Consider the following 25,891-nt stretch of genomic DNA (forward strand, 5'->3'; position numbering starts at 1 on the left):
CGTCGCGGCCGCCCACCCTGAAGTGGGCGCCAGATCAGCTGCTGATCATAGAGGCGGGCGCCTCGACGTCGGAGGCGCGTGGCGACCGCCTGCGGTCGTACCCCGCGCGGCTCCCGCTCATGTCGCGACGCGTCCGCTACTCGGGCGACCGAACGTCCATGGCCGCGGCCTCCTGCGGGGTCGGCGCGGTGCCGCCGAGGTGTGCCGGCTGCCACCAGCCGTCCTCGGGTCCGGCCGGCCGGTCCGGGTACTCCCGCTGTGCCCGGTCGAGCAGCGCGGAGAGCCGTTCCCGCAGCGCGTCGGTGACCGCGTCGTGGTCGCGGGTGGCGGCCGGCGCGAGTGGCTCGCCGGTCAGGACGGTGATCGGCAGGTGTCGGCGGGTCAGGGTGCGCGGGCGACCCTTGGTCCAGAGCCGCTGCGTGCCCCAGACCGTCATGGGGATCAGCGGTACCTTGGCGGCGGCGGCCAGCCGCGCGGCGCCGCTCTTGAGCTCCTTGATGGTGAACGAGCGGCTGATGGTCGCCTCGGGAAAGACTCCGACGACCTCCCCGCGGCGCAGCGCGGCGAGCGCCTCACGGTAGGAGGCGAGCCCGGCGCTGCGGTCGACCGGGATGTGGTGCATGCCGCGCATCAGCGGCCCGGAGATCGGGTGCGCGAAGACCTCCTGCTTGGCCATGAACCGCACCAGCCGCCGCGCCGGCTGCGCCCCGAGGCCGCAGAAGATGAAGTCGAGGTAGCTGACGTGGTTGCAGGCGATGACGGCGCCGCCGGATGCGGGGATGTGCTCCGCCCCCTCCACCCGGATCCGCAGGTCGAGCAGTCGGAACATGGCCTTGGCCGCGGCGATCACGGGCGGATACACGATCTCTGACATGCGCCAACGGTAGCGTTACCGACCTGTAGGCAATCGTCCCGGTTGATGCCGGACCGCAGCGCCGACCCGGGTACGCCGCGCCGCCCGTCCGGCCGCGCTCACTCGTACGGCAGGTCGTCGTCGTCCTGGTCGCCGCCGATCTCGTCGGCCCCGGCGTCGACGGCGGTCCCGTCGTCGTCGTCGTCCTCGCCCGACGTCGTGTCCATGTCCGGGCCGCCGGCGGCGTCCCCGGCGCCCTCGTCCTCGTCGCTCACCGCCCCATCATGCGGCTTCCGGCCGTCGCCCCACCCGTGATTGCCGCACCCCACCGGGCCCGTGGCCCGGTCGGCCGGGCAACTCCGTCGGGTCGGTCGGATTACCGCCGCCGGATGCGGGGAAAGCCCGGCGCGGACCTGGCAGCTCCCCTCGACCGCGAAACAGGAGGGGCTCGCGTGGCGATGACCGAGGAGTGGGTGCTGCTGGCGCCGCGGCGGGCGGAGGCGCGCACGCTGCGACGCGGGCTGCCCGTCGGCGCGCCGTTGCGCCGCGCGGGCGTGGGACCCGCGCGCGCCACGCACGCTGCGGCGCGCCACCGCGGGGCGGCGGTCCTCGCCGTGGCCGGGGTCGCGGTCGGCCTGAGCCCGGCGTTGCGCCCCGGTGACCTGGTGGTCGCGACCGAGGTACGCCTCGACGGCGTCCCGACGGACACCGTCGCCTGTCCGGCCGCGCCGCTGATCGCCGCCGAGCTGCGCCGTCGCGGTCTGAAAGTCCACATCGGACCGATCGTGACGGTCGGTCGCCCCGCCGACGGTCCGACCCGGGACCGCCTCGCGGCCACCGGCGCGCTCGCCGTGGACACCGAGTCGGCGGTGCTGCTCGCGGCGGCCCGACGGCCGGTCGCCTGCGTACGCGTGATCGGGCACCCCCGGCCGCGATCGGCGCTCACCCGGCTCGCCGCGTTCCCGGTCCCACCGCCGCTGCGGGCGGTCGGGCCGGCGCTGGCCGAATGGGCGGCGGCGTGCACCGTACGTCAGGTGCTGCTGGCCACGCCCCGCTCGTTCTGTGCCGGCGTCGAGCGGGCGATCGCCGTGCTGGACCGGACCCTGGCCGGCGCCGACAATGCGGTCTACGTGCACAGGCCGATCGCCCACGACGGGCACCTCCTCGCCGACCTGCGTCGGCGCGGTGCGGTCTTCGTCGACGACCCGGCCGAGATCCCCGACGGCGCGCCGACCGTTTTCGCCGCGCACGGCGTACCGCCCGCGGTCCGGGCCGACGCGCTCCGGCGCGGCCTGCCGGTGGTCGACGCGACCTGCCCCCTGGTCGCGCGCCTGCACGACGAGGCGCGACGCGCGGCCGGACGCGGGGACACGGTGCTGCTGGTCGGGCACGCCGGACACGCGGAGACCGAGGGCATCCTCGGCCAGGATCCGGACCGGATCACGGTGGTGGAGAGCGCCCAGGACGCCGAGCGGGTCGAGGTCACCGACCCCGAGGGGGTCTCGTACCTGCTGCAGACCACGCTCGCGCTGGACGACGTGCGGGACGTGGTGGCGGTGCTGCGGCGGCGGTTCCCGGCCCTCACCGGGCCGGCCCCCGACCAGGTCTGCTATGCGGCCACCCATCGCCGGGCGGCGCTGCGGGCGGTCGCCGCGCACGCCGATGTGGTGCTGGTGTTCGGTTCCGCCGACTCGTCGGACTCGCGCCGCCTGGTCGAGGTCGCGCTCCGCGGCGGCACCCCGGCGTACCTGGTCGAGGACGTCGGGGCGGTGGAACTGCGCTGGCTGTCCGGGGTGCGCACCGTCGGGATGACCGCGGGGGTGTCGGCGCCGCCCCGACTGGTCGACGAGGCGGTGGTGGCGCTGTCAGGGCTCGGCGCGCGGGTGCGCGAGGTCGGCGGGGCGGTGACGGACCGGCCGTCGACCGCCCGCCCCGACCCGGCCGACCCGCCCCGAATCTCCGCGTGACGTCAGCCCACGCCGTGACCATGACGGTCCGGCGACGGCGCCCGATGTCCCGCGGCCGTCAGACCGCCCGCCCGATGTCCCGCGGCCGTCAGACCGCCGCGATGTCGTCGTCCACGCGGACCCGTCCCGGCGTGACGACGGCGGCGTAGACGCCGAAGCAGGTCGCCCGGCCGAACGGGGCGATCTCGGCCCGGTGGTAGCGGGCCAGGGTGCGCAGCAGCCCGTCCGGCGCCGCCCCGCCGTGGTCCAGCCCCGGCACGGCGCACCGCGGCGTCGGCAGCGTCACCTCGACGACCACCTCGGGCCCGATCCGCAGCCGCTGGCCGGGACGGGGGTCGGCGGGCAGCTCGGCGACGATGTTGGGACGGAACCGCCGGGGGTCGACGGCCGCGCCGTGCCGTCCGCTCAGCGCGGCCAGGGCGGCCGTGGTGATCAGGTGGACGGTGCCTCCGTCGAAGAAGCGGCCGGCCGCGGGCGTCGGCAGCGCGGTCCGCGTCGCGGTGCCGGGGATCGCGTTGGTCACCCAGTCGGGAATCATGCCCGGCTCCTGGGGCCACCACCGGTGCAGCACCGGCTGCGGCGGCACGGTGCGGGTGAGCGTCACGGGGCGGCCGAGCCATTGCGACAATGCCCCGTTCGCCTCCGGGCTGCCGGCCGCGGTGTCCGCGACGTCGGGCACGCAGACGGTGACCTCGTCGGCCAGCGCGTTCACCCGGGCCGTCACGTCCAGCAGCCGCCCCCAGGGGCGCGGCCGTTTCGCGCTGACGATCACCCCGTCGTCGTCCAGCAGCGCCCAGATCCGGTCGCCGACCAGCCCGTCGGTGCCGACCTGCGCCGTGCGCAGCGCCTCGCCCCCGGCCGACTTCACGGGGTAGCGGTGCAGCGCGCCCACCCGGCCGACGGTCACGTCATCAGCTCGCGCATCGTCACCGCGCGCAGGCCGCGCCCGCGCAACTGCTCCAGCAGCGCCGGCATCGCCGCCACGGTGCCGGGGCGGCCGCAGTGCAGGCTGACGATCGACCCGTTGCGCACCGCCGCCCCGACGGTGCGCGCGATCGCCGCCGGGCCGGGGTCGGTCTGGTCCAGCGAGTCCACGTCGTACGACAGGCAGGTCGGGTAGCCGGCACGGCGCGCCTGCGCCCGGATCCGCTCGGTGGCGTGCCGCGTCTGGGACGGCCGGAACCAGGTCCCGATCGACCCCGTCAGCTGCCGCAGCTGCCCGGCACAGGCGGTGATCTCGGCGAGCACGCCGGGCCCGTCCAGACGGGCCAGATCCCGGTGGTGCTGCGTGTGATTGCCGAGTTCGTGCCCGCCGTCGAGGACGCGTCGCGCCATCGAAGGCTGTTCGGCCAGCCAGGTGCCGACCGCGAGCACGGTCGCGTGCGCGCCGCCCCGCTCCAACTCGCCGAGCAGTGCTCGCACCAGAGCCGCGTCGCCCTGCCCGTGGAAGGTCAACGCCACGGCGCGGCGGTCTCGGGGCCCGTGGGACAGTTCCGCCGGCAACGGCGCGGACGGTCCGGATGGGGCGGTGCCCGGTCCGGACGGGGTGGCGGCGCCCGACCGCGCCGGGCCGCCGTCGGGGGCGACGTGCCAGCCGTCGCAGCCCGCGGCCGGCAGTGCGCCGAGGGCGCAGGCGGCGGCCGCGCGCAGGGTCGCTCGACGGTCCATCACGGCCGAGCCTAGTGGCGGGGCCCACCGATCGAGACGAAATCGACATGCCGGGGCGGAGCGCTGCGAACGCCGCCCCCGTGATCTATGGTCGAAGCGTCTTGTCCGAGCGTCGTCGGTAGGCGAGCGTCGTCGGTAGGGAGGTGACCGCGTGGGTGTCCGCACCTGGATCGAGGGCTGGCCCGTCTACCGCCAGCTGACCGGCACCGACCCGCTGGGCCGGGGCGCGGCCGCGATGTCCGCGCGCTCCGAGCGGCTCCAGCCGCGCACCGAGACCGCCGACTCGATGGCCCGCTCGGTCTGCCCGTACTGCGCGGTCGGGTGTGGCCAGCGCGTCTACGTCAAGGACGGCCGGATCAGCCAGATCGAGGGCGACCCGGACAGCCCGATCTCGCGCGGCCGGCTCTGCCCCAAGGGCTCCGCCAGCAAGAACCTGGTCACCAGCGAGCTGCGGCAGACGACGGTGCTCTACCGGCGGCCGTACGCGACCGACTGGGAAGAGCTCGACCTCGACACGGCGATGGACATGATCGCCGACCGCTACCTCGCCGCCCGCGACGCCACGTGGGAGGACGTCGACGACGAGGGACGCCCGCTCAACCGCACCCTCGGCATCTCCAGCCTCGGTGGCGCGACGCTGGACAACGAGGAGAACTACCTCATCAAGAAGCTGTTCACCGCGTCGGGGGCGCTGCAGATCGAGAATCAGGCCCGCATTTGACACTCCGCCACCGTCCCCGGTCTGGGGACCAGCTTCGGGCGCGGCGGGGCCACCAACCCGCAACAGGACCTGCAGAACGCTGACTGCATCATCATCCAGGGCTCCAACATGGCCGAGTGCCATCCGGTGGGCTACCAGTGGGTGATGGAGGCCAAGCGGCGCGGGGCCAAGGTCTTCCACATCGATCCGCGCTTCACCCGCACCAGCGCGACCGTCGACACGTACGTGCCGATCCGGGCGGGCTCCGACATCGCCTTCCTGGGCGGCATCGTCAACTACATCCTGGAGAACGAGCTCGACTTCCGGGAGTACGTGGTCGCGTACACCAACGCCGCCACGATCGTGAGCGACGACTTCCAGGACACCGAGGACCTGGACGGGCTCTTCTCCGGCTACGACCCGGAGACCGGCACGTACGACCCGACGAGCTGGCAGTACGACGGTCACCTCCCGCACGGGCAGATGAACGACACGCCCGTGCAGCGCGAGACCGCCGCGGCGCTGCAGCACGAGTCGCACGGGCCGCCGATTCCGCCGGACGCGCCGCGCGACGAGACGCTGCAGAATCCGCGCTGCGTCTACCAGCTGCTCAAGCGGCACTACTCGCGCTACACCCCGGAGGTGGTGGAGCGGGTCTGCGGCATCCCGCGGGAGAAGTTCGAGGAGGTGGCGCGCGCCTGGACGGAGAACTCCGGCCGGGAGCGGACCACCACGCTGGTCTACTCCGTCGGCTGGACGCAGCACAGTGTCGGCGTGCAGTACATCCGCACCGGCGCGATCATCCAGCTGCTGCTGGGCAACGTCGGCCGCCCCGGCGGCGGTGTGCTGGCGCTGCGCGGTCACGCCAGCATCCAGGGTTCGACCGACATCCCGACGCTGTTCAACCTGCTCCCCGGCTACCTGCCGATGCCGCACCACGCCAACCACCCGACCTTCGACGACTGGGTGGGCTCGATCGCGCACCCGTCGCAGAAGGGTTTCTGGGGCAACGCGCGGGCGTACGCGGCGAGCCTGCTCAAGGCGTACTGGGGCGACGCGGCGACGCCGGAGAACGACTTCTGCTACGGCTACATGCCGCGGCTGACCGGCGACCACGGCACGTACCAGCAGGTGCTGTCCATGATCGACGGCAAGATCAAGGGCTATTTCCTGCTCGGCCAGAACCCGGCGGTGGGCTCGGCGCACGGCCGGGCGCAGCGCCTCGGGATGGCCAACCTCGACTGGCTGGTCGTGCGCGACCTGTTCCTCATCGAGAGCGCCACGTTCTGGAAGAACAGCCCGGAGGTGGAGACCGGCGAGATCGTGCCGGAGGAGTGCCGCACCGAGGTGTTCTTCATGCCGGCGGCGTCCCATGTCGAGAAGGAGGGCACGTTCACCCAGACGCAGCGGCTGCTGCAGTGGCGGGAGAAGGCGGTCGAGCCGCCGGGCGACGCCCGCTCCGAACTCTGGTTCTTCTACCACCTCGGGCGCCGCATCCGCGAGAAGCTCGCCGGCTCCACGCTGCGCCGCGACCGGGCCCTGCTCGACCTGGCGTGGGACTACCCGCTGCACGGCCCCGAGCAGGAGCCGGACGCCGAGGCGGTGCTGCGCGAGATCAACGGCTATGACGTGGCGACGGGCCGGCCGGTGTCGCACTTCACCGAGTTGAAGGACGACGGCTCCACCGTCGGCGGCTGCTGGATCTACAGTGGCGTGTTCGCCGACGGGGTCAACCAGGCCGCCCGGCGCAAGCCGCACACGGAGCAGAGCTGGGTCGCCCCGGAATGGGGCTGGGCCTGGCCGGCCAACCGGCGCATCCTCTACAACCGCGCCTCCGCCGACCCCGAGGGGCGGCCGTGGAGCGAACGCAAGGCCTACATCTCGTGGGACCCCGACAAGGGGGAGTGGACCGGGCCGGACGTGCCGGACTTCGAGCGGACCAAGGCGCCGTCGTACCGGCCGCCGGAGGGCGCGACGGGGGTGGCGGCGCTCGCCGGCAACGACCCGTTCATCATGCAGGGCGACGGGAAGGGCTGGCTGTACGTGCCGTCCGGGCTGGTGGACGGCCCGATGCCGACGCACTACGAGCCCGCCGAGTCGCCGGTGCGCAACCCGCTCTACGGCCAGCAGGCCAACCCGACCCGCAAGGTCTACCGCCGGCCCGAGAACCCGATCAACCCGAGCCCGCCGGAGCCGCACAGCGACGTGTTCCCGTACATCTTCACGGTCGCCCGGCTGACCGAGCACCACACGGCGGGCGGGATGAGCCGGATGCTGCGTTACCTGTCGGAGCTGCAGCCGGAGATGTTCGTGGAGGTGTCGCCGGAGCTGGCGGCGGAGCGCGGCCTGGAGCACCTCGGCTGGGCGCACGTGATCACGGCGCGGGCCGCGGTCGAGGCGCGGGTCATGGTGACCGACCGGATGGCTCCGCTGCGGATCGAGGACCGGGTGATCCACCAGGTCTGGCTGCCCTACCACTGGGGCAGCGAGGGCTACTCGACGGGCGAGTCGGCCAACGACCTGTTCGGCATCACGCTCGACCCGAACACGTTGATCCAGGAGAGCAAGGTCGGCACCTGTGACGTCCGGCCGGGGCGGCGGCCGCGCGGCCCGGCGTACCTGGAGTACATCGTGGACTACGGGCGGCGGGCCGGGCTCACGCCGGACCACCACCCGCCGATCGTCACCACGGACGCCGTGAACGCGGCGCGGGGGAACGCCAAGCGTTCGACGAAGAAAGAGGACTGACCGTGGTCAGCGCGGAGAGCCTGTTCGGGCCGATCGACCCCGCACCCGACGCAGGCTACGTCGACGCCCCGCCGCGGATGGGGTTCTTCACCGACACCAGCGTCTGCATCGGGTGCAAGGCGTGCGAGGTGGCGTGCAAGGAGTGGAACCTGGTGCCGGACCACGGCCTGGACCTGCTCGGCATGTCGTACGACAACACCGGGGCGCTGACGGCCAACTCGTGGCGGCACGTGGCCTTCATCGAGCAGCCGCGCCCGCTCGGCGCGGAGTCGCCGGCGTTGGCCGGCACCGCGACCGGCCCGTCGGGCAGCGCGCACCTGGCCGAGAGGGCCTCGACGCCGCCGGGCGTGCCCAACACCGATCCCGGCCTGCCGCCGGCGCCGCACCCTGGGCCGGCCGCCGCCATGGCGGCCAGCCCCGAGTTCCTCGGCATGCCCGGCACCGACCTGCCCGGCCGCCAGGAGCGTGCCGGGCAGCGCACCGACCTGCGCTGGCTGATGATGTCGGACGTCTGTAAGCACTGCACCCACGCCGCGTGCCTGGACGTCTGCCCGACCGGCTCGCTGTTCCGCACCGAGTTCGGCACGGTGGTGGTGCAGGAGGACATCTGCAACGGCTGCGGATACTGCATCTCGGCCTGCCCGTACGGCGTGATCGACCAGCGCAAGGGCGACGGCCGGGCGTGGAAGTGCACGCTCTGCTACGACCGCCTCCGCGACAACCGCGTTCCGGCGTGCGCCCAGGCGTGCCCGACCGAATCGATCCAGTACGGCCCGCTCGACGAGCTGCGGGAGCGCGCCCAGCGGCGGGTGGAGCGCCTGCACGCCGACGGGGTGCCGGAGGCCCGGCTCTACGGGCACGACGAGAACGACGGCGTCGGTGGTGACGGGGCGTTCTTCCTGCTCCTCGACGAGCCCGAGGTCTACGGCCTGCCGCCGGACCCGATCGTCACCACCCGCGACCTGCCGGACATGTGGCGGCGCGCCGGGCTGGCGGCGCTGGCCATGGCCGGCGCGGCCGTCGCCGCGTTCGTGGGGCGGCGGTCGGCATGAGCGACGGCGATGCGATGGGGGAGCGGTTCCGCGAGTTCCAGCGGCAGCTCGCGGAGCGCGGCGATCCGGCCGGGCCCGCCGCCGGGCAGCCGGCGTCCCGCACCGAGCGGGGCGTGCGCGAGCCGGGCAGCCGCGACTGGGCGCCGCAGACGCAGCGGGCGCGCCCCGGCGACCGGGGCCGGCGCAACCGCGAGGCGATCAACGTCCCGCCGGCCGAGTTCAGCTCCTACTACGGTCGGCCGATCCTCAAGCCGCCGGTGTGGAAGCACGACATCGCGGCGTACCTGTTCACCGGTGGGCTCGCCGCGGGCAGCTCGCTGATCGCGGCCGGCGCCGACCTGACCGGGCGGCCCACGCTGCGCCGCGCGGCCCGGATCACCTCGCTGGGCGCGGTCGTCGCCAGCACGTACTTCCTGATCAACGACCTGGGGAAGCCCGCGCGCTTCCACCACATGCTGCGGGTGGCGAAGCCGACCTCGCCGATGTCGATCGGCACCTGGATCCTCAGCGCGTTCGGGCCGGCCGCAGGCGTGGCCGCGGTCGCCGAGCTGGGCCCGCTGCTCCCGGAACGCGGCGTGCTCGGGCTGGCGCGCCGGGTGTCGTCCCCGGCCGGCCGGATCGCGGGGCTCGCCGCGGCGGCGACGGCGCCGGCGCTGGCGACCTACACCGGGGTGCTGCTCGCCGACACCGCCGTGCCCTCCTGGCACGACGCCTACCCGGATCTGCCGTTCCTCTTCGCCGGCAGCGCCCTGGTGGGCGCGAGCGGCGCAGCGTTGATCGCGGCGCCGCCGACCGAGACCGGCCCGGTACACCGCCTCGCGGTGGCCGGGGCGGCGATGGAACTGGTCGCCGAGCGACGCATCGAGCACGGCATGGGGCTGAGCAGCGAGCCCTACCAGCAGGGCCTCGGCGGGAGGCTGACCCGGCTGAGTCGCGCACTGCTGCTCGGCGGCGTCGCCGGGGCCCTGGTCGGCCGGCGCAGCCGGCTGCTCTCGATGCTCTCCGGCGCGGCGCTGGTCGGCTCCTCGCTGGCCACCCGGTTCGGGGTCTTCCACGCCGGGGTCGACTCGGCGAAGGACCCGAAGTACACGGTGGTGCCGCAGCGGGAGCGCCTGGAACGCAAGGGCTCCGCGCCCGGTGCGTGAAGCCCCGGCCGGTGCGGTTGCTCCGGCCGGGGACCGCGCGGGCGCGGGTCAGCCGCCGAACAGCTTCGCCGCGGTGATGGCGGTCTGCACGACGCCGTAGCCGAGTAGCAGGGTGACCAGGATCCAGGAGATCCACAGCCGGGCGGTCTGCGGTCCGGGCGGCGTCGCCGGCTGGCTTTCCGGCCGCAGCGCGACGGGGTCGGTCTTCTCCGCGGGCGCCTTCGGGTCCACGCCGCCGGTTCCCGGTTCGTGGAAGCGCTCCGGGATCCGGGTCACCAGCAGGTTCGCGATGAACCCGACGGCCAGGATCGCGACCATGGTGAACAGCGCGGGCCGGTATGCGGCCGCGCTCAGCGTGCCGGGCTTGCCCTGGGTGTCGAGCACCCCGTTGACGATCAACGGCCCGGCGACCCCCGCCGCGGACCAGGCGGTCAGCACCCGGCCATGGATGGCGCCGACCTGGTACGTGCCGTACAGGTCCCGCAGGTAGGCGGGCAGGGTGGCGAAGCCACCACCGTAGAACGAGATGATCGCGCAGGCGAGCACCACGAAGAACGCCGTGGAGTGGCGCCCGATCAGCGCGAGCAGGGCGTAGAGCACGATGCCGAGACCGAGGTAGAGCATGTAGATCGGCTTGCGGCCGATGATGTCCGAGGTCGACGACCAGACGAACCGGCCGGCCATGTTGAACAGCGACAGCACGCCCACGAAGCCGGCCGCTGCCGAGATCGAGATCGGGGACACCCCGTCCCGGAAGAAGTCCTGGATCATCGGTGCGGCCTGCTCGAGGATGCCGATGCCCGCGGTGACGTTGCAGAACAGCACGATCCACAGCATCCAGAACGAGCGGGTCTTGATGGCGTTCGCCGCGGAGACGCTCGCCGTGGTGATCAGGGCTCGCTCGCCGACGCGGGTGGGGTCGAAGCCGGCCGGGCGCCACCCGGGCGGAGGGACCCGCACGTTGAACACGCCGAGCATCATGATCAGGAAGTACGCGATGCCGAGCGTCACGAAGAGCCGAACGAGGGCGCCACCCGAGGCCACGGCCCCGCCGTGCGCCGGGTCGTAGCCGGGGTCGTACAGCGAGAGCAGCTGGCGCGAGACCGGACTGGCGAGCATCGCGCCGCCGCCGAACCCCATGATCGCCATGCCGGTCGCCAGGCCGGGCCGGTCGGGGAACCATTTGATCAGCGTGGAGACCGGGGAGATGTAGCCGATGCCCAGTCCGATCCCGCCGATGACGCCGTACCCGAGGTAGAGCAGCCAGAGCTGTTTGGTGGCGATACCGAGCGACCCGATCAGGAACCCGGCCGCCCAGAAACAGGCCGAGGTGAACATCGTCTTGCGGGGCCCGCTCCGCTCGGCCCAGGTGCCGCCGACCGCGGCGGAGAGCCCGAGCATCCCGATCGCGATGCTGAAGATCACCCCGATCGCCGTCTGGCTGACCCCGAAGTGCGCGATGAGGGAGTTCTTGTAGACGCTGGTCGCGTAGACCTGTCCGATGCACAGGTGCACCGCGAGCGCCGCCGGTGGAATGAGCCAGCGGCTGTATCCGGGGGGAGCGGTGGTGTGCCGTGGGTCGAGCATCGACAACAAGGGCAACGTCCGCACCTCCTGCGCTGAGTGGGTGATCGGCGGCGGGCGGCCTCCGCCGACGAGGGCAGGCACGTGCGGGTACCCGGATCGGACGCGATCATCCGCGCCTCGGGCGGAGCGGGTGGGGGCGGCGCCCGGCAGTCGGCCGGGATCAGCGGGTGCGGCCGGGATCAGCGGGTGCGGCTGGGGAAAGCGGTCAGCGGACCACGAGCGTGACGCCGTCGGCGCGGGCGGGCACCAGCTCGCCGATCACCGGATGCCCGGGCACCTCGCCGGCGACCAGCAGCCCGCCGGAGGTCTGCGCATCGGCGAGCAGCAGCAGCTCGTCCTCGGACACCCCGGTGGTGTCGGCGTGCGGGCGCACCCAGTCCAGGTTGCGCCGGGTGCCGCCGCTGACGTACCCGGCGGCGAGCGCTGCGCGCGCCCCGTCGAGGTACGGCACGGCCGCCGCGTCGATCCGCGCGGTGACGCCGCTGGCCCGCGCCAGCTTGTGCAGATGGCCCAGGAGACCGAACCCGGTCACGTCGGTGGCGCAGGCCGCGCCGGCGGCGACCGCGGCGGCCGACGCGTCCCGGTTGAGCGTGGTCATCGCCGCCACGGCCTGCGGGAACGTCTCGCCGGTCGCCTTGTGGCGGCTGTTCAGCACGCCGATGCCGAGCGGCTTGGTCAGGGTCAGGGGCAGCCCCGCTCGGCCGGCGTCGTTACGCATGATCCGCTGCGGGTCGGCGATGCCGGTCACCGCCATGCCGTACTTCGGCTCCGGGTCGTCCACGCTGTGCCCGCCCGCCACGTGGCAGCCCGCCTCGCGGGCCACGTCCAGCCCGCCGCGCAGCACCTCGGCCGCCAGCTCCAGCGGCAACACCTCGCGGGGCCAGGCCAGCAGATTGACCGCGACCACCGGGGTACCGCCCATCGCGTACACGTCGGAGAGGGCGTTCGCGGCGGCGATGCGCCCCCAGTCGTACGCGTCGTCGACGACCGGGGTGAAGAAGTCCGCGGTCGCCACCACCGCCGTACCGGACTCGAGCCGGACCACCGCGGCGTCGTCACCGTCGTCGAGCCCCACGAGCAGCTCGCCCGGGCCCTGCGGCGCGGCGGTGCCGACCAGGCCGGCCACCACCGTCTCCAGCTCGCCCGGCGGAATCTTGCAGGCGCACCCGCCGCCGTGCGCGTACTGCGTGAGCCGGAGCCGCTGAGTGGTCGTCACACCGGCCACTCTGACACGGCAGTGGGAAAGGTCGCTAGGCGGGCGCGCCGGGATCGCGTGTGGTCAGGTTCTCAGTGGAGGCGTTCAGGTGCGCCGGGTCGGACCGGGACCGGCGCAGCGAGGATTTCCGCTTCGCCTCGTACATCGCGCTGTCCGCGCGGTGCAGGACGTCCTCGCAGTCCTGCCCCGCGGTGAACAGGGCAGTGCCGATGCTCGCGCGTACCGGTGTGCTCGTGTCGCCGAGCAGAACCGGCTCCCGGAAGGCGGCCATCACCCGGTCGGTCAGCAGGGTCAGCTCGGCCGCCCCGCGGACGTCCTTCGCGAGCACCACGAACTCGTCCCCGGCGAGCCGGGCCAGCAGGTCCCCGCCGCGGATGGACGCGGAGAGCCGCTCGGCGACGACGGTCAACAGTCGGTCACCGGCGGCGTGCCCCAGGGTGTCGTTGACCGACTTGAACCCGTCGAGGTCGATGAAGAGCAGCGCACCGTCGCCGGTGACGGCCTCCTCCAGCGCGGTCATGAAGGCCCTGCGGTTCGGTATCCCGGTCAGCGGGTCCCGGTGCGCCTGTCGCCAGGTCTGCTCCAGCAGTTCGAGGCCGTGCAGTACGGTCGCCGCCTGGTTCGCGGCGCCGGCGATGTCGACGGCGAACCGCTGGCCCCGGGCGAGCCCGTGTGGACCGTCGAAGCTGGCCACGATCATCCCGTATCGGCGGTGGGGCAGGGCGATGCCGACGATGACCATCGAATCCAGCTCGAACATGTCGAGCACCGCGCGGATGAAGGGATCTTCCGTGCTCCGGTCGTGAAGCTGAGGCACCTCCGGCTGCTCCAGAATCCGGGTCAGGTAGTCGGTATCGGCCGAGGTCACCGTGAACGCGTTCAACCTGTCCGCGAACTCCGGCGGCCAGCCCACGTGGGCGGTAATCCGCATCGCGCCGTCGTTGTCGAGCAGCAGGACGCTGGCGCGTTCGGCGGACATGATCGCGTGCGCCGCCTTGACCGTGACGTCCGCGACCTCCTCGCGGGACTGGGCCCGGGTCAGGGCGCTGGACAGCGCCAAGAGGTTCTCGGCGGTGCGCTGGCGGGCCGCCGCCGTGGTCACCGCGCTGAGGGTGTCGAGCGTGACGGCCGCCAGGTTGGCGTAGGCGTCGAGGAGTTTCGGGTCCGAGTCGAAGAAGTTGTCACCGAAGGCGATCAGGTGACCGTAGTCGTGCTGGGCGGAGGCAATCCGGGCGGTCAGCTGCCCAGTGGCCCGCAGCCCGGTGACCGGCCCGCGGGTGTAGCTGGCCACCTCGGCCTCCGACAGGCCGAAGCTGTGCACCTGGATCGGCTCGTCGGCGGAGGGGCGCGCCATGAGCAGGAACGCGTGGGCGTTGACCGCGTACCCCGCGCCGTCGGCGACGGTGGCCAGCGCCAGCGCCGGATCGCGGGCGGCGACCAACGCCGCGACGGTGTTCTGCAGTTGTTCGAGTTGACCGAGCATGGCGGTCTCCAGCGCGCCGTCCCGGCGGGTGCCGCGCAGCCATGGCAACCACCGCGCGCGGGGCTGTTGCCATTTCACCTCGTACCGGCAGGTCGCGGCGCCGCGCACCTGGCAGGAGGTGTGGTTCACGGCCGCCGGCGGGAGGTCGAACACCACCGGAGACTGGATCAACAGTCCGCGCGTGTAGTCGCAGTCGAAGCGGTTGGGCGGGTAGCCGTCGTGGAGGCGGTACTCGACGGATGCCCGCCCCGAGGTCACCCGCAGGGTGCGGAGGTCGGCAACGGAGCTGAACTTCGCCCCCGCCTTGGCGACCATTCGCAGCAATCTCGCGGGGCCACCGGCCAGGGAGAGCGCGAGCCGATCGGCCGTGCCCACGCTGTGCTCGAGGACCGCCTCGGCGATTCGGAGTGCCACCCGGTCATCGCCGAGGACGTGTGCCGCCGCCGTGAACAGCGAAATCTTGGTGTCGTACGACCACCATCGGCGTTTGTCCAGATAGGCGTCGGTGTCGCGGGATCCGCCGGCCAACTCCAGCACGCGCCGGACAGCCTGCTCCCCGCCCTGCTCCCGTACGTGGCGCACGATGGCGTGGACCGTGACCCCAGACGTCTCCCGTGGCTCCATGTCTCCTCCGCACGGCCCATCGTCCGTCCGCGCCGGGACGTGAGGCTTGTCCGGTAGCGGCTCCACCTACCGGACGGCGCCGCGCCCACGGGTTGCCGCGCCGACGGGTCCACCCGATTGCCGGGTGAACCCGTCCAGTTCCTTGACACCCCCTGTGCAGGCCGAAAAAATGCTTTCACTACATGATTAGTGAAAGAGTGTTGGGTGATCGAGTTCCGGATCGACCGTCGCTCGGGCGTGGCGACGTACCTGCAGCTGGTGCAGCAGACCAAGCACGCCCTACGACTCGGGCTGCTGATGCCGGGTGATCGCCTACCGACCGCCAAGGAGGTCGTAGCCGCCACCGCGATCAACCCAAACACCGTGCTCAAGGCTTACCGGGAGCTGGAGCGGGAGGGGCTCGTCGAGCCCCGCCCGGGGTTGGGGACGTTCGTACGCCGGTCGCTGGCCAGGCCAGGCGCCGCCGAGGATGCCCCGCTTCGGAGCCGCCTGGACGGGTGGATGGCCGAGGCGCGCGCCGCGGGCCTGGAGCGGGAAGACGTCGAAGCGTTGTTCAAGGCCGTCCTGGACACACACTACTGACACGAGGGAGTGGGTTCTTGACCACGACAACACGGGACGCCGCGCTCGAAGCGGTGGGGCTAGGCAAGCGGTACCGGCGTGGCTGGGCGTTGCGCGACTGCACATTCGAGCTGCCGACCGGTCGGGTGTCGGCGCTCGTGGGGCCCAACGGGGCGGGTAAGAGCACGCTGATGGCGCTGTCGACCGGCCTGCTGCGTCCCACCTCCGGCGTCATCCGGGTACTGGGCAAGGAACCGGGCGGCGGCGGCACCCACCAGGAGCTCGCGTTCCTGGCCCAGGACAAGCCGCTGTATCGCCGATTCACCGTGGACGAGGTGCTCCGGGCGGGTCAGGCCCTGAACCCTGGATGGGACCACGCGTACGCACATCGGCTGGTACGCGAGGCGGGGGTCAACCTCGACGCGCGCGTCGGCACGCTCTCCGGTGGGCAGCGGACGAGGGTCGCCCTGGCGGTCGCCCTCGGCCGCCGGCCGCAGCTGCTGATGCTCGACGAGCCGCTGGCCGACCTGGATCCGCTGGCGAGAGAGGAGGTGATGCAGACGGTGATGGCGGAGGTCGCCGAGACAGGGATGACCGTCCTGCTCTCCTCGCACGTGCTGGCCGACATGGAGGGTGTCTGCGACCACCTGATCCTGCTCGCTGCCGGCCGGGTCCATCTGGTCGGCGACGTCGAGGACCTCATCGCCGACCACCGCCTGATGATCGGACCTCGCCGTCCTGCCGGGCACGGACTGCGACCGGAGTCGGTCGTCGAGGCCCGCGCCACCGGGCGTCAGGAAACCGTGCTGGTCCGCGACGGCGGGTGGCACGGGGCGACCGGCTGGGAGCTGCACGAACCAACCCTGGAGGAACTCGCCATGGCATATCTGCGCTCCGCGTCGCCGCAGCGACCGGCCCGAACCCGACAGGAGACGGTCGCATGACGTGGGTGGCTTGGCGTCAGCAGCGCCCGCAGGTTCTGGCCAGCCTCGCCGTCATCGCTGCGGTGGCCGGGGTGGTGGTCTTCTTCCGCTTCGACGCGATGTCCTACATGCGGGACAACGGCATCACCGGATGCCTGCGTGTCGACGAGGGCCGTTGCGAATCGGCCGCGATGAACGCCTTCAGCGACGAGTACACGTCGTACGTGTCGGTGATTCCGCTGGTCCTGCTCTGCCTCCCGGTGCTGCTCGGGATGTTCGCCGGCGCGCCGCTGTTCGCCAGGGAGTTCGAGCACGGCACCCACATCTTCACGTTGACCCAGTCGGTCGGGCGCACCCGCTGGTGGGCGACCAAATCGACGATCGCCGGCGTGCCGGTGGTGGTCGGGACGCTCGTCCTCGGTCTGGTCGCCACCTGGGGCCTGCGGCCGCTGAGCTACGTGGCGCACGGCCGGATGGTCACGCCCGGCTTCGAGACGCAGGGTCTGGTGCTTGCCGCCTACACTCTCGTGGCCTTCGCCGTGGGCGCGACGGCAGGGTTGCTCGCTCGCAACACCGTCGTCGCGATGGCCAGCACGATCGGGCTCTACCTGGTGCTGCTGGTGGGAGTCTCGGCCCTCGCCCGGCCGCACTACCTCGATCCGGTGGAAAACCGCGGGACGGTGGCCGAGGGAGCGGCGATCGGATCACAGAGCGGCCGGAGCCTGGTGCCCGACGACGCTTGGCGGGTCGACTCCAGCTACTTCGACCCGTCCGGCCAAAAGGTCTCCTTCGACCCGTCCTCCTGCCGCAGCGCGGACAACAGCATCGAAAACTGCCTCACCCGGCAGAACATCGCGAGCCTGAGTGCCCGCTTCCACCCGGACAACCAGTTCTGGGGATTCCAGCTCATCGAGAGCGTCGTCTTCCTGGTCATCGCCGCGGCTCTGCTCGGCACCGGGGTGTGGGCGCTGCTGCGCCGCCTGCTGTGACGACGGTGAAGTCGAACTGGGTGACCGGGTCGTGGTGGTTGCCGACCACGATCACGTCGTCGCGGTCATCCGGTTCCAGGGACCCCGGTACCGGCCGGCCTGCCACCAACGGACAGGCCAGGTCGCGCAGGCCGCTCCCTCGAACGCCTGCATCCGGCCGAAGGTCGGGAACTGGCGCTCGTTGGTGGCCAGCCAGGCGCGCTGACGTGGGTTTTTCGGGGTCGGCTCAGGGCCTCGGTTGTTGGTCATCGCGGGACGGTTCGCACCTCGTGGAGAACGGCAAGCATCGGGTCGGCTCGAGCCAAAAGCTGTGGGGAACAGCGGAGAACCGTGGATGGTGATCCACCAACGGCCGGGCAAGCGCCGGTTGATGTTGATAGGGTGGCTGGCAATGGCTTCTTAGCCTGCAACATTTTCGCAGGTCAGAGGCGGTTGGAGGCGTTCAGGCGGCTGGTGCCCCTCCCGGTCTTCAAAACCGGTGTGGCCCGGGATCCGGACCAGGCGGGTTCGATTCCCGTCCGCCTCCGCTGGGCGACAGTGGAACCTTCCGCCGGCACGCGCGGCGGGAGGGTCCGTCGGCACGGGTGGCGGCGGGTTCCGCCGGCACGGCGGTGGAAGGTGAGGCATGGCGGTCGGAGCGCCGGATCCCCGGCGGCGGGTGCCCCGCACCGACGCGCTGCTCGCCGACCCGCGGCTGGTGGCCGCGGCGGGATCGCTGGGGCGCGCCCGGGTGAAGGCGGCGGTGGCCGCGGCACAGGAGCGCGCCCGGCGCGGCGAGATCTCGCCCGAGGAGGTCGCGGCCGCCGCGCTCGCGACGCTGCCGGCGGCCCCCGGCGGGCTGCGGCCGGTCATCAACGCCACCGGCGTGGTGCTGCACACCAACCTCGGCCGCGCGCCGCTGTCGGCCGCCGCGGTCGACGCGGTGGTCGCGGCCGCCGGGCACACCGACGTCGAACTCGACCTGACCACCGGCCGGCGGGCGCGGCGCGGCCGGGGCGCGATGGCGGCGCTCGCCGCCGCGACCCCGGACGCCGGGGCGGTGCACGTGGTCAACAACGGCGCCGCCGCGCTGGTGCTCGCCGCGACGGCGCTCGCCACCGACCGGGAGATCATCGTCAGCCGGGGCGAGCTGGTCGAGATCGGCGACGGATTCCGCCTGCCCGACCTGCTGGAGTCCACCGGGGCGCGGCTGCGCGAGGTCGGCACCACCAACCGGACCACCCTGGCCGACTACGCCGCCGCGCTCGGACCGCGCACCGGTTTCATCCTCAAGGTTCACCCGTCCAACTTTGTGGTCTCGGGCTTCACCTCCGCGGTACCGGTGGCGGCGTTGGCGACGCTGGACGCGCCGGTCGTCGTCGACATCGGCTCCGGTCTGCTCGCCCCGGATCCGCTGCTGCCCGACGAACCCGACGCGGCGTCGGCGCTGCGGGCCGGCGCGGCGCTGGTCACGGCGAGCGGCGACAAGCTGCTCGGTGGCCCGCAGGCCGGGCTGCTGCTGGGCGTCGCCGAGCTCGTCGAGCGGCTGCGGCGGCACCCGCTGGCCCGGGCGCTGCGGGTGGACAAGCTGACGCTGGCCGCGCTCGACGCGACGCTGCAGGGACCGGAGACGCCGACCCGGCAGGCGCTGCGCGCCGGAGCGGGGGAGCTGCGGGAACGGGCTGAGCGGCTGCGCGACGAGCTCTCCGCCGCCGGGCACAAGGCCGAGGTGGTCCCGACGGCCGCGGTCGTCGGCGGCGGCGGCGCGCCCGGCGTGGAGCTGCCGTCGTGGGCGGTGGCGCTGCCCGAGCGGTACGCGACGCAGCTGCGCCTCGGTGAGCCGCCGGTGGTCGGGCGGGTGGAGCGGGGACGTTGCCTGCTCGACCTGCGCTGTGTGCCCTCCACGATGGACGACGCGGTGCGCGACGCCGTGCTGCGGCTGCCGCGGACGGGGGACTGACGTGCACGTCGTCGCCACCGCCGGCCATGTCGACCACGGCAAATCGACGCTGGTGCGCGCGCTGACCGGGATGGAGCCGGACCGCTGGGCCGAGGAACGGCGGCGGGGCATGACCATCGACCTCGGCTTCGCCTGGACCACGCTGCCCACCGGGGAGGCGGTGGCGTTCGTTGACGTTCCCGGGCACGAGCGGTTCGTGCCGAACATGCTCACCGGGGTCGGCCCGGTGCCGGCCGCGCTCATCGTGGTGGCCGCCGACGGTGGTTGGATGCCGCAGTCCGCCGAGCATCTCGCCGCCCTCGACGCGCTCGACGTCCGGCACGGGCTGCTCGCGGTGACCCGTGCGGACCTGGCCGATCCCGCCGCCGCCGCGGAACGCGCACAGGCCGAGATCGCCAAGACGTCGCTGGGCGACGTCGAGGTGGTGACCGTCAGCGGCGCCACCGGCCGCGGCCTGCCCGAGCTGCGCGCCGCCCTGCACCGGCTCGTGGCGCGGCTGCCCGCGCCGCGGTCCGAGGCGCCGGTGCGGCTCTGGGTGGACCGTTGCTTCACCATCCGCGGCAGCGGCACGGTGGTGACCGGCACGCTCGGCGCCGGGCGGCTCGCGGTCGGCGACGAGCTGGAGCTGGCCGGCGCCGGGCGCACGGTGCGGGTGCGCGGGCTGCAGTCGCTGGGCCGCAGCGTCGAGGCGGCGCCCGCGGTGGCGCGGGTCGCGGTCAACCTGCGCGGCGTCGAACGCGACCAGGTACGCCGCGGCGACGCGCTGCTGAGCCCCGGTCATTTCCAGACCACCGAGCTGATCGACGTCCGGCTGCACGGCGACCCGGTCGCCGAGCTGCCGGCGGCGGTGATGCTGCACGTCGGGTCCGCGGCGGTCACCGCGCGGGTGCGTCCGCTCGGCGTCGACACCGCCCGGCTCCGGCTGTCCCGACCGCTGCCGCTGCGCGTCGGCGACCGCGCGCTGCTGCGTGACCCGGGACGGCACCACGTCGCCGGCGGTGTGACCGTGCTCGACGTCGTACCGCCGCCGCTGTCGCGGCGCGGGGCGGCCGCGAACCGGGCGGTCATCCTCGCCGGGATGGACGGCCGCCCGGACGAGCGCGACGAGCTGCGCCGGCGCGGGCTGATGCGCCGCGGCGAGCTGACCCGGATGGGGGTGCCCGTGACGACCGCGCCGGTGGCCGGCGACTGGCTCGCCGACCCGGATCACTGGCGCGAGCTGCGCCGCCGGCTGGTCGCCGAGGTGACCCGGCACGCCCGCGATCAGCCGCTGGCGGCCGGCGCCCCGGTCGAGGCGCTGCGGCACGCGCTGGGGCTGCCGGACCGCGCGCTCGTGGAGGCGCTGGTCGCGGCGCCGCTGATCACCCGGGCCGGACGGGTCTCCGTCGCCGGTGCCGCCGGCGGGCTCCCCGAGTCGGTGGCCCGCGCCGTCGAGCGGGTTCGCGTCCATCTCACCGAGCGCCCGTTCCACGCCCCGGAGGCGGCCCGGCTCGCGGAGCTCGGACTCGGCCCGCGTGAGATCGGCGCGGCCGTGCGCGCGGGGGCGCTGCTGCGGGTCGCCGACGGCGTCGTGCTGCTGCCCGGCGCGCCCGACGAGGCGGTGCGGGTGCTGGCCCGGCTGCCGCAGCCGTTTACGCTCAGCCAGGCCCGGCAGGCGCTGGACACGACCCGGCGGGTGGCCGTGCCGCTGCTGGAGCTTCTCGATCGGCGCGGCGCCACCCGCCGCGGCGACGACGCCACCCGCACCGTCGCGTAGGGACGCCGTCTGTCGCATTCAGCGCAGGAAGGTGCCTTCCTGACGGCGGTTCGTTAGCGCCGCACGTACGCGGCGAGCCCGCCGAGCGCCTCGTCGGCCACGAACACCGACGGCACCTGCAGGATCACCTCCTCGGCGTGCGCGGTGCACGCCCAGGCCGAATCGCCCCACGAGTCGGCGACCTTGAGCTCCGCCGGCTTCGCGCATGGCCGTCGGCCGCCCAGCTCGCACGCGCTCGGGTGCTCCCGCGCGCTCGCCGCGGCGGCGGCGACCCGCATCTGCTCGGCGAGGCGCGCCGCGCGTTCGGCCCGCTCGTCGGCCTCGGCGCGCAGCTCCCGTTCGGCGCGCACCGCCCGGATCGCCGACAGCCGCAGCTCCAGCTGCTGCATCACCACGGCGGCGAGCTCGGAGAGGACGGCGGCCTGTGCGGGCGTGACCTCGCGGGGCTCGCTGTCGATGACGTTGACCGTGCCCAGCCGGTGCCCGTCGCGGGTCGTGATCGGCGCCGCGGCGTAGAACCGCAGACCCAGCGCGCCCCGCACCAGCGGATGATCGATGGTACGGGGGTCGACCGCGGCGTCGTTGACCACGTACGGGCCGTCCTGCAGGACCGCCGACGCGCACAGCCCCGGCTCGACGCCGATCTGGCTGACCCCGTCCAGCCCTTCACAGGCGGCGAACCACACCCGGTCGGCGTCCACGATGGTCACGGTGGCGATCGGGGTCCCGAAGACCGTCGCCGCGATCCGCGCGACCGGGTCGAAGGCGCCGTCCCGGGGGGTGTCGAGGATCTCGTACCGGCGTACCGCCGCGAGCCGGTCCTCGCCCACCACGTCGGTGCTCATCTCGGTCCCCTCACTGCTGCCGTGTGTGTCCGGGCCGCCCGCGACCATACCCCTTTTTGATCAGCGTCACACCGCCGGCCGGCGTCGGGTGAACCCCTCAGCTCCGCGCGGACGCGACCGATCAGGCGAAACGGAGGTGTGCGTATGGCGGGGACCGGACTGCGGGTCGCGGTGGTCGTCACCGTGGGCGCCGCCGCGCAGGCCGCCGCGCACTGGCTGCCGACCCGGATCGGGAACATCACCGTCGGGGTGCTGCTGACCGCCATCGCGGGTTACGCCGCGCTCGGCTACGGGCGGCAGGCGCGGGTCGCGCGCGGACGCGAGCGGGTCGGTCGGGCCCTCGCCGCGCTCTCCCTGGGCGCATGGACGCTCCAGCTCGCCCTCTACGTGGCGGCCGACACCGCCGGCGTCGTCCCGTCCGCCTGGTTCGACCTCGTCGCCGGTCTGCTGGCGCTCTGCGCCGCTCCCGCGGCGCTGCTGCTCCTCTCGCCGGCCGCCGCCGGCGCGGCCGTGCGCCTGCGCCGCTTCATCGACGGCGCGATGATCTTCGGTGCGCTGTTCTTCGTCGCCTGGCACCTGGTCATCGAGCGCGCGGTCGCGTCGGCGGACCCGCGGCTGGTCGGGCTCATCCTGCTGGTGCCGGCGCTGGAGCTCGGCACCGCCGCGATCGCCATCGTTCTGCTGTCCCGCAGCGTGCCACGCGGGTCGCAGGCGCTGACGTTCCTCGCCGTCGCGATGCTGCTGTTCGCGATGAGCACGTTGGTGGATCTCTACAACCGGGGGGAGGGGCGCTCGTCGTACGCGTGGGGCGGCGCGGCGGGTTTCGTCGTCGCCACCATGCTCGCCGCCCTCGCCAGCCGGTACCCCCTGCCGCCGCCGAGCTCCATCGAGGACCAGTACGGCGGCCCGTGGGCGCTGCTGCCGTTCGCCCCCGTGGCGATCGGGTTCGGCCTGGCGGTCGGGGTGCTGACCACCACCGGCACGCTGCCGGCGGTGCTGCTCTGGGTGTTGCTCGGCACCGGGGGCATCGTCATCGTCCGGCAGTACCTGAGCCTGCGGACGAACCAGACGCTCCTGCGTGACCTGGGCGAGCAGCGGGAACGGCTGGAGTACCAGGCGTACCACGACGCGCTGACCGGGCTGGCCAACCGCACCAAGTTCATCGCCCGGGCGTCCGACGCGCTCGCCACCGCCCGCGACGACGCCGCGACCGGGGTGATTCTGTTCGACCTTGACGGCTTCAAGGACGTCAACGACACGCTGGGCCACGCGGCCGGCGACGAGCTGCTGACCGCGGTGGCGGACCGGCTGCGCGCCGGCGTCCGCGACAACGGCCTGGTGGCGCGGCTCGGCGGCGACGAGTTCGTCGTACTCCTGACCGAGCTGGCGGATCCGGCGGAGGCCGATGCCACCGCGGCGGCCATCCTGGGGGAGCTCGCGGTGCCGCTGCCGGCCGCCGGCCGGCCGCTCGCCGTGCACGCCAGCGCGGGGCTCGCGGTCGCGCGCGGACGATCCGAGGACGTCGACACGCTGCTGAGCCACGCCGATCTCGCGCTCTACCAGGCGAAGGCGGACGGCAAGGGCCGGCTGTGCCGGTTCGACCCGGCGCTGCACGCGGCGGACTTCGACCGCCGGCAGCGGGAGACGGAGCTGCGGCAGGCGCTGCCGCGCGGCGAGTTCGAGCTGTACTACCAGCCGATCGTCGCGCTCGACGGGGAAGTGATCGTCGGCGTGGAGGCGCTGCTGCGCTGGCGGCATCCGCGGCTCGGTGTGCTCGCTCCGCCGGCGTTCCTGGACCTCGCGGAGTCGATCGGTCTGCTGCCGGAGCTCGGCGCCTGGGTGTTGCGCGAGGCGTGCGCGCGGGGCGTGGGGTGGGAGCGGACGCGCCCCGGGTTCGAGCTGAACGTGAACCTGTCGGCCAGCCAGCTGACCGATCCGGATCTGGTCGCCCGGGTGCGGGACACGCTCGCCGAGACCGGATTCCCGGCCCGGCTGCTGACGCTGGAGCTCACCGAGACGGTCGTGCTGACCGACGTGCCCGGCGCCGCCCGGGTCCTGGCGGCGCTGCGGGAGCTCGGCGTGCGCATCGCGCTCGACGACTTCGGCACCGGCTACTCCTCGCTCAACCACCTCGCGGTGCTCCCGGTCGACTCCCTCAAGATCGACAAATCGTTCGTGCAGGCCATGACCGGCGCCGGCGGCGGGACCGTCGCCCGGGCCGTGCTGCAGATCGCCCGCACCTTCGGGCTGTCGCCGGTCGCCGAGGGCGTGGAGGACGCCGCGCAGGCCCGGCAGCTGCGGGAGCTGAACTGCCCACAGGCCCAGGGCTACCACTTCGCCCGGCCGATGCCGGCGGCGCAACTCGGCGCGCTGCTGTCCACGGCATCCGCCGGCAACCCCGACGAGTGGATCCTCGGCCTCCGACCGGGCGCCTGACTCACGTCCGCCCGGCGCGGCGCCCCGCGACGATGTCGGCGACCGCCGCGGCGAGCGCGATCAGGACGAAGCCGATCGCGATCAGCAGGCCGTCCCGGAACGCCCGCGACCAGCCGCCCCGCGTCGCGGCGAGCACCGCGAAGAACGCGGAGCTGACCGCGGCGATGCCGAGCGCCGCGCCGATCCGCTGCGCGGTCTGCAACATGCCCGCCGCGCTGCCGGCCTGCGGCAGTGGCACCTCCGACAGCGTCAGCGTCTGGTTCGGGGTGATCACGAGTCCGCTGCCGAGGCCGGCGAGCAGCAGCGGCGCGGCGGTCGCCAGCGGCGCGTCGTGGCCGGGCACGAAGTGCAGCGCGACGACCGTCGCGGCGAGCCCGGCGGTGACCACCACCAGCCCGACGGCGACCAGCGGGCGGCCGAACCGGTTGACGATCCGGCCGCCGAGCGCGGCGGCCAGCGCGGAGCCGACCGCGAACGGCGTGATCGCCAGGCCGGCCCCCAGCGCGCTGTAGCGCAGACCGTTCTGCAGGTAGACGCTGAAGATGAAGAAGATCGAGGTGAAGCCGGCGAAGTAGAGCAGCGCGATGACCGCGCCGAGGGTGTACGACCGCACGCGGAACAGGGACAGATCGAAGACCGGCTGCCCGCGGCGGGCGAACCGGCGTTCCCACGCGGCGAACCCGGCGAGCGCCGCGACCCCGGCCGGCACCAGCAGCCACTTCACCGGCGTCTGCCACTGCCGCTGCTGTACCAGCGGCAACAGCAGGAGCACCACCCCGAGGCCGAGCAGCAGCACGCCGACCGGGTCGAGGGTCTGCCGCCGTCGCCGGCCGTCCGGGTTCGGCGGGATCAGCCGCCACCCGAGCAGGACGGCGGCGATGCCGACCGGGACGTTGACGTAGAACACCCAGCGCCAGCCCTCCTGCGCCCCGCCCAACTGGATCAGCATTCCGCCGAGCAGCGGTCCGATCGCGGTGGAGATGCCGACGGTCGCGCCGAGCGCCCCGAACGGCCGGCCCCGTTCCGCGCCGGTGAACAGCTGCTGGATCAGGCCGTACACCTGGGGGCTGACCACCCCGGCCGCGGCGCCCTGCACGAGCCGGGCGGCGATCAGCGCGCCGGGGGACCAGGCCAGCCCGGCGGCCGCGCTGGCCAGGGTGAACACGGCGATCCCGACGACGAACGCCCCGCGCCGGCCGTGCGCGTCACCGAACCGCCCGGCGGGCACCAGCACCAGCCCGAAGGTCAGCGCGTACCCGGAGAGCACCCATTGCAGCTCGCTGGCGTTCGCCTGCAGCGCAGCCTGCACAGAGGGGATCGCGACGTTGACGATGCTGACGTCCAGCAGGGTCATGAAGGTCGCCGAGATACCCACCGCCACCCCCGGCCAGCGCCGCGC

At 73.6% G+C, this 25,891-nt stretch carries 20 protein-coding genes and 1 tRNA gene; 11 read left to right on the forward strand and 10 right to left on the reverse strand.

Translation table 11 applies throughout. The features are described 5' to 3' along the window. Positions 1 to 136: 136 nt before the first annotated feature. Both BLW47_RS13365 and BLW47_RS25105 read right to left on the reverse strand, forming a co-directional pair. Positions 137 to 874, reverse strand: a complete 738-nt coding sequence (locus BLW47_RS13365; RefSeq protein ID WP_091556171.1) for a lysophospholipid acyltransferase family protein — start codon at positions 872 to 874, stop codon at positions 137 to 139. 98 nt (positions 875 to 972) lie between these two features. Continuing rightward, positions 973 to 1,128, reverse strand: coding sequence for a hypothetical protein (locus BLW47_RS25105; protein WP_175543619.1), 156 nt, complete (start codon positions 1,126 to 1,128; stop codon positions 973 to 975). 183 nt (positions 1,129 to 1,311) lie between these two features. Between BLW47_RS25105 and ispH the strand changes: the two genes are divergently transcribed. After that, on the forward strand, positions 1,312 to 2,820 hold the full coding sequence (ispH, locus tag BLW47_RS13370) for a 4-hydroxy-3-methylbut-2-enyl diphosphate reductase (protein ID WP_245736654.1): 1,509 nt from the start codon (positions 1,312 to 1,314) through the stop codon (positions 2,818 to 2,820). A gap of 88 nt (positions 2,821 to 2,908) precedes the next feature. On the opposite strand, the gene BLW47_RS13375 is transcribed toward ispH, so the two are convergent. Both BLW47_RS13375 and BLW47_RS13380 read right to left on the reverse strand, forming a co-directional pair. Continuing rightward, positions 2,909 to 3,727 carry an MOSC domain-containing protein gene (locus BLW47_RS13375; protein ID WP_091556175.1) on the reverse strand — a complete coding sequence of 273 codons (819 nt, stop codon included), beginning with the start codon at positions 3,725 to 3,727 and terminating at the stop codon, positions 2,909 to 2,911. Next, complete coding sequence (locus BLW47_RS13380; protein ID WP_091556177.1) at positions 3,724 to 4,488, reverse strand: polysaccharide deacetylase family protein; 765 nt, start codon at positions 4,486 to 4,488, stop codon at positions 3,724 to 3,726. The genes BLW47_RS13375 and BLW47_RS13380 overlap by 4 nt, the downstream gene beginning before the upstream one ends. A gap of 151 nt (positions 4,489 to 4,639) precedes the next feature. Between BLW47_RS13380 and fdh the strand changes: the two genes are divergently transcribed. From fdh to nrfD, 3 genes are read left to right on the forward strand one after another with little or no spacing between them, the layout of a single operon-like run. Beyond that, the gene (gene fdh / locus BLW47_RS13390; protein ID WP_281247263.1) at positions 4,640 to 7,936 is read left to right on the forward strand and encodes a formate dehydrogenase; all 3,297 of its coding nucleotides are present in this window, start codon (positions 4,640 to 4,642) and stop codon (positions 7,934 to 7,936) included. A 2-nt stretch (positions 7,937 to 7,938) separates the two neighbouring features. Continuing rightward, positions 7,939 to 8,988, forward strand: coding sequence for a 4Fe-4S dicluster domain-containing protein (locus BLW47_RS13395; RefSeq protein WP_091556183.1), 1,050 nt, complete (start codon positions 7,939 to 7,941; stop codon positions 8,986 to 8,988). Further along, a complete protein-coding gene (nrfD, locus tag BLW47_RS13400; protein ID WP_091556752.1) occupies positions 8,985 to 10,133 on the forward strand; it encodes an NrfD/PsrC family molybdoenzyme membrane anchor subunit in 1,149 nt (382 codons plus the stop codon). The genes BLW47_RS13395 and nrfD overlap by 4 nt, the downstream gene beginning before the upstream one ends. Positions 10,134 to 10,181: 48 nt before the next feature. Here the strand turns inward: nrfD and BLW47_RS13405 are convergent, their stop codons facing one another. From BLW47_RS13405 to BLW47_RS25610, 3 genes are all read right to left on the reverse strand, one after another. Further along, positions 10,182 to 11,729, reverse strand: coding sequence for an OFA family MFS transporter (locus BLW47_RS13405; protein ID WP_091556185.1), 1,548 nt, complete (start codon positions 11,727 to 11,729; stop codon positions 10,182 to 10,184). A gap of 196 nt (positions 11,730 to 11,925) precedes the next feature. After that, on the reverse strand, positions 11,926 to 12,936 hold the full coding sequence (gene selD / locus BLW47_RS13410; RefSeq protein WP_091556754.1) for a selenide, water dikinase SelD: 1,011 nt from the start codon (positions 12,934 to 12,936) through the stop codon (positions 11,926 to 11,928). Between the two features lie 34 nt (positions 12,937 to 12,970). Continuing rightward, positions 12,971 to 15,043 (reverse strand): GGDEF domain-containing protein, encoded by a 2,073-nt coding sequence (locus BLW47_RS25610; protein ID WP_091556187.1) that lies wholly within the window; start codon positions 15,041 to 15,043, stop codon positions 12,971 to 12,973. A 204-nt stretch (positions 15,044 to 15,247) separates the two neighbouring features. On the opposite strand from BLW47_RS25610, the gene BLW47_RS13420 reads away from it, so the two are divergent. The 3 genes from BLW47_RS13420 to BLW47_RS13430 are packed head-to-tail and all read left to right on the forward strand — an operon-like array spanning position 15,248 to position 17,516. Further along, on the forward strand, positions 15,248 to 15,625 hold the full coding sequence (locus tag BLW47_RS13420) for a GntR family transcriptional regulator (RefSeq protein WP_091556189.1): 378 nt from the start codon (positions 15,248 to 15,250) through the stop codon (positions 15,623 to 15,625). A gap of 17 nt (positions 15,626 to 15,642) precedes the next feature. Continuing rightward, positions 15,643 to 16,548 (forward strand): ABC transporter ATP-binding protein, encoded by a 906-nt coding sequence (locus tag BLW47_RS13425; RefSeq protein ID WP_091556191.1) that lies wholly within the window; start codon positions 15,643 to 15,645, stop codon positions 16,546 to 16,548. Beyond that, positions 16,545 to 17,516, forward strand: a complete 972-nt coding sequence (locus BLW47_RS13430) for an ABC transporter permease (RefSeq protein WP_091556193.1) — start codon at positions 16,545 to 16,547, stop codon at positions 17,514 to 17,516. The genes BLW47_RS13425 and BLW47_RS13430 overlap by 4 nt, the downstream gene beginning before the upstream one ends. A gap of 51 nt (positions 17,517 to 17,567) precedes the next feature. On the opposite strand, the gene BLW47_RS24710 is transcribed toward BLW47_RS13430, so the two are convergent. Further along, positions 17,568 to 17,765 carry a hypothetical protein gene (locus BLW47_RS24710; RefSeq protein WP_139307287.1) on the reverse strand — a complete coding sequence of 66 codons (198 nt, stop codon included), beginning with the start codon at positions 17,763 to 17,765 and terminating at the stop codon, positions 17,568 to 17,570. Between the two features lie 185 nt (positions 17,766 to 17,950). Between BLW47_RS24710 and BLW47_RS25110 the strand changes: the two genes are divergently transcribed. The 3 genes from BLW47_RS25110 (at position 17,951) to selB (ending at position 21,211) form a co-directional block, all read left to right on the forward strand. Then, positions 17,951 to 18,044 (forward strand) — tRNA-Sec (locus BLW47_RS25110). Positions 18,045 to 18,141: 97 nt separating this feature from the next. Further along, entirely contained in the window at positions 18,142 to 19,455 is a 1,314-nt protein-coding gene (selA, locus tag BLW47_RS13435) for an L-seryl-tRNA(Sec) selenium transferase (protein WP_091556195.1), read from the forward strand. A 1-nt stretch (position 19,456) separates the two neighbouring features. Beyond that, positions 19,457 to 21,211 (forward strand): selenocysteine-specific translation elongation factor, encoded by a 1,755-nt coding sequence (gene selB, locus BLW47_RS13440; RefSeq protein WP_091556197.1) that lies wholly within the window; start codon positions 19,457 to 19,459, stop codon positions 21,209 to 21,211. Positions 21,212 to 21,264: 53 nt separating this feature from the next. Here selB and BLW47_RS13445 read toward each other — a convergent pair whose 3' ends face one another. Further along, positions 21,265 to 22,056: a GAF domain-containing protein gene (locus BLW47_RS13445; RefSeq protein WP_091556756.1), complete on the reverse strand. Its 792-nt coding sequence runs from the start codon at positions 22,054 to 22,056 to the stop codon at positions 21,265 to 21,267. A 144-nt stretch (positions 22,057 to 22,200) separates the two neighbouring features. Here BLW47_RS13445 and BLW47_RS13450 point away from each other — a divergent pair, with 144 nt between their 5' ends. Next, on the forward strand, positions 22,201 to 24,492 hold the full coding sequence (locus BLW47_RS13450) for a putative bifunctional diguanylate cyclase/phosphodiesterase (RefSeq protein WP_245736620.1): 2,292 nt from the start codon (positions 22,201 to 22,203) through the stop codon (positions 24,490 to 24,492). Position 24,493: 1 nt separating this feature from the next. Here BLW47_RS13450 and BLW47_RS13455 read toward each other — a convergent pair whose 3' ends face one another. After that, positions 24,494 to 25,846, reverse strand: a complete 1,353-nt coding sequence (locus tag BLW47_RS13455; RefSeq protein ID WP_091556760.1) for an MFS transporter — start codon at positions 25,844 to 25,846, stop codon at positions 24,494 to 24,496. Between the last annotated feature and the right edge of the window lie 45 nt (positions 25,847 to 25,891).

It is taken from the genome of Micromonospora pattaloongensis, from assembly GCF_900107255.1.
GTDB classification, from domain to species: domain Bacteria; phylum Actinomycetota; class Actinomycetes; order Mycobacteriales; family Micromonosporaceae; genus Micromonospora_I; species Micromonospora_I pattaloongensis.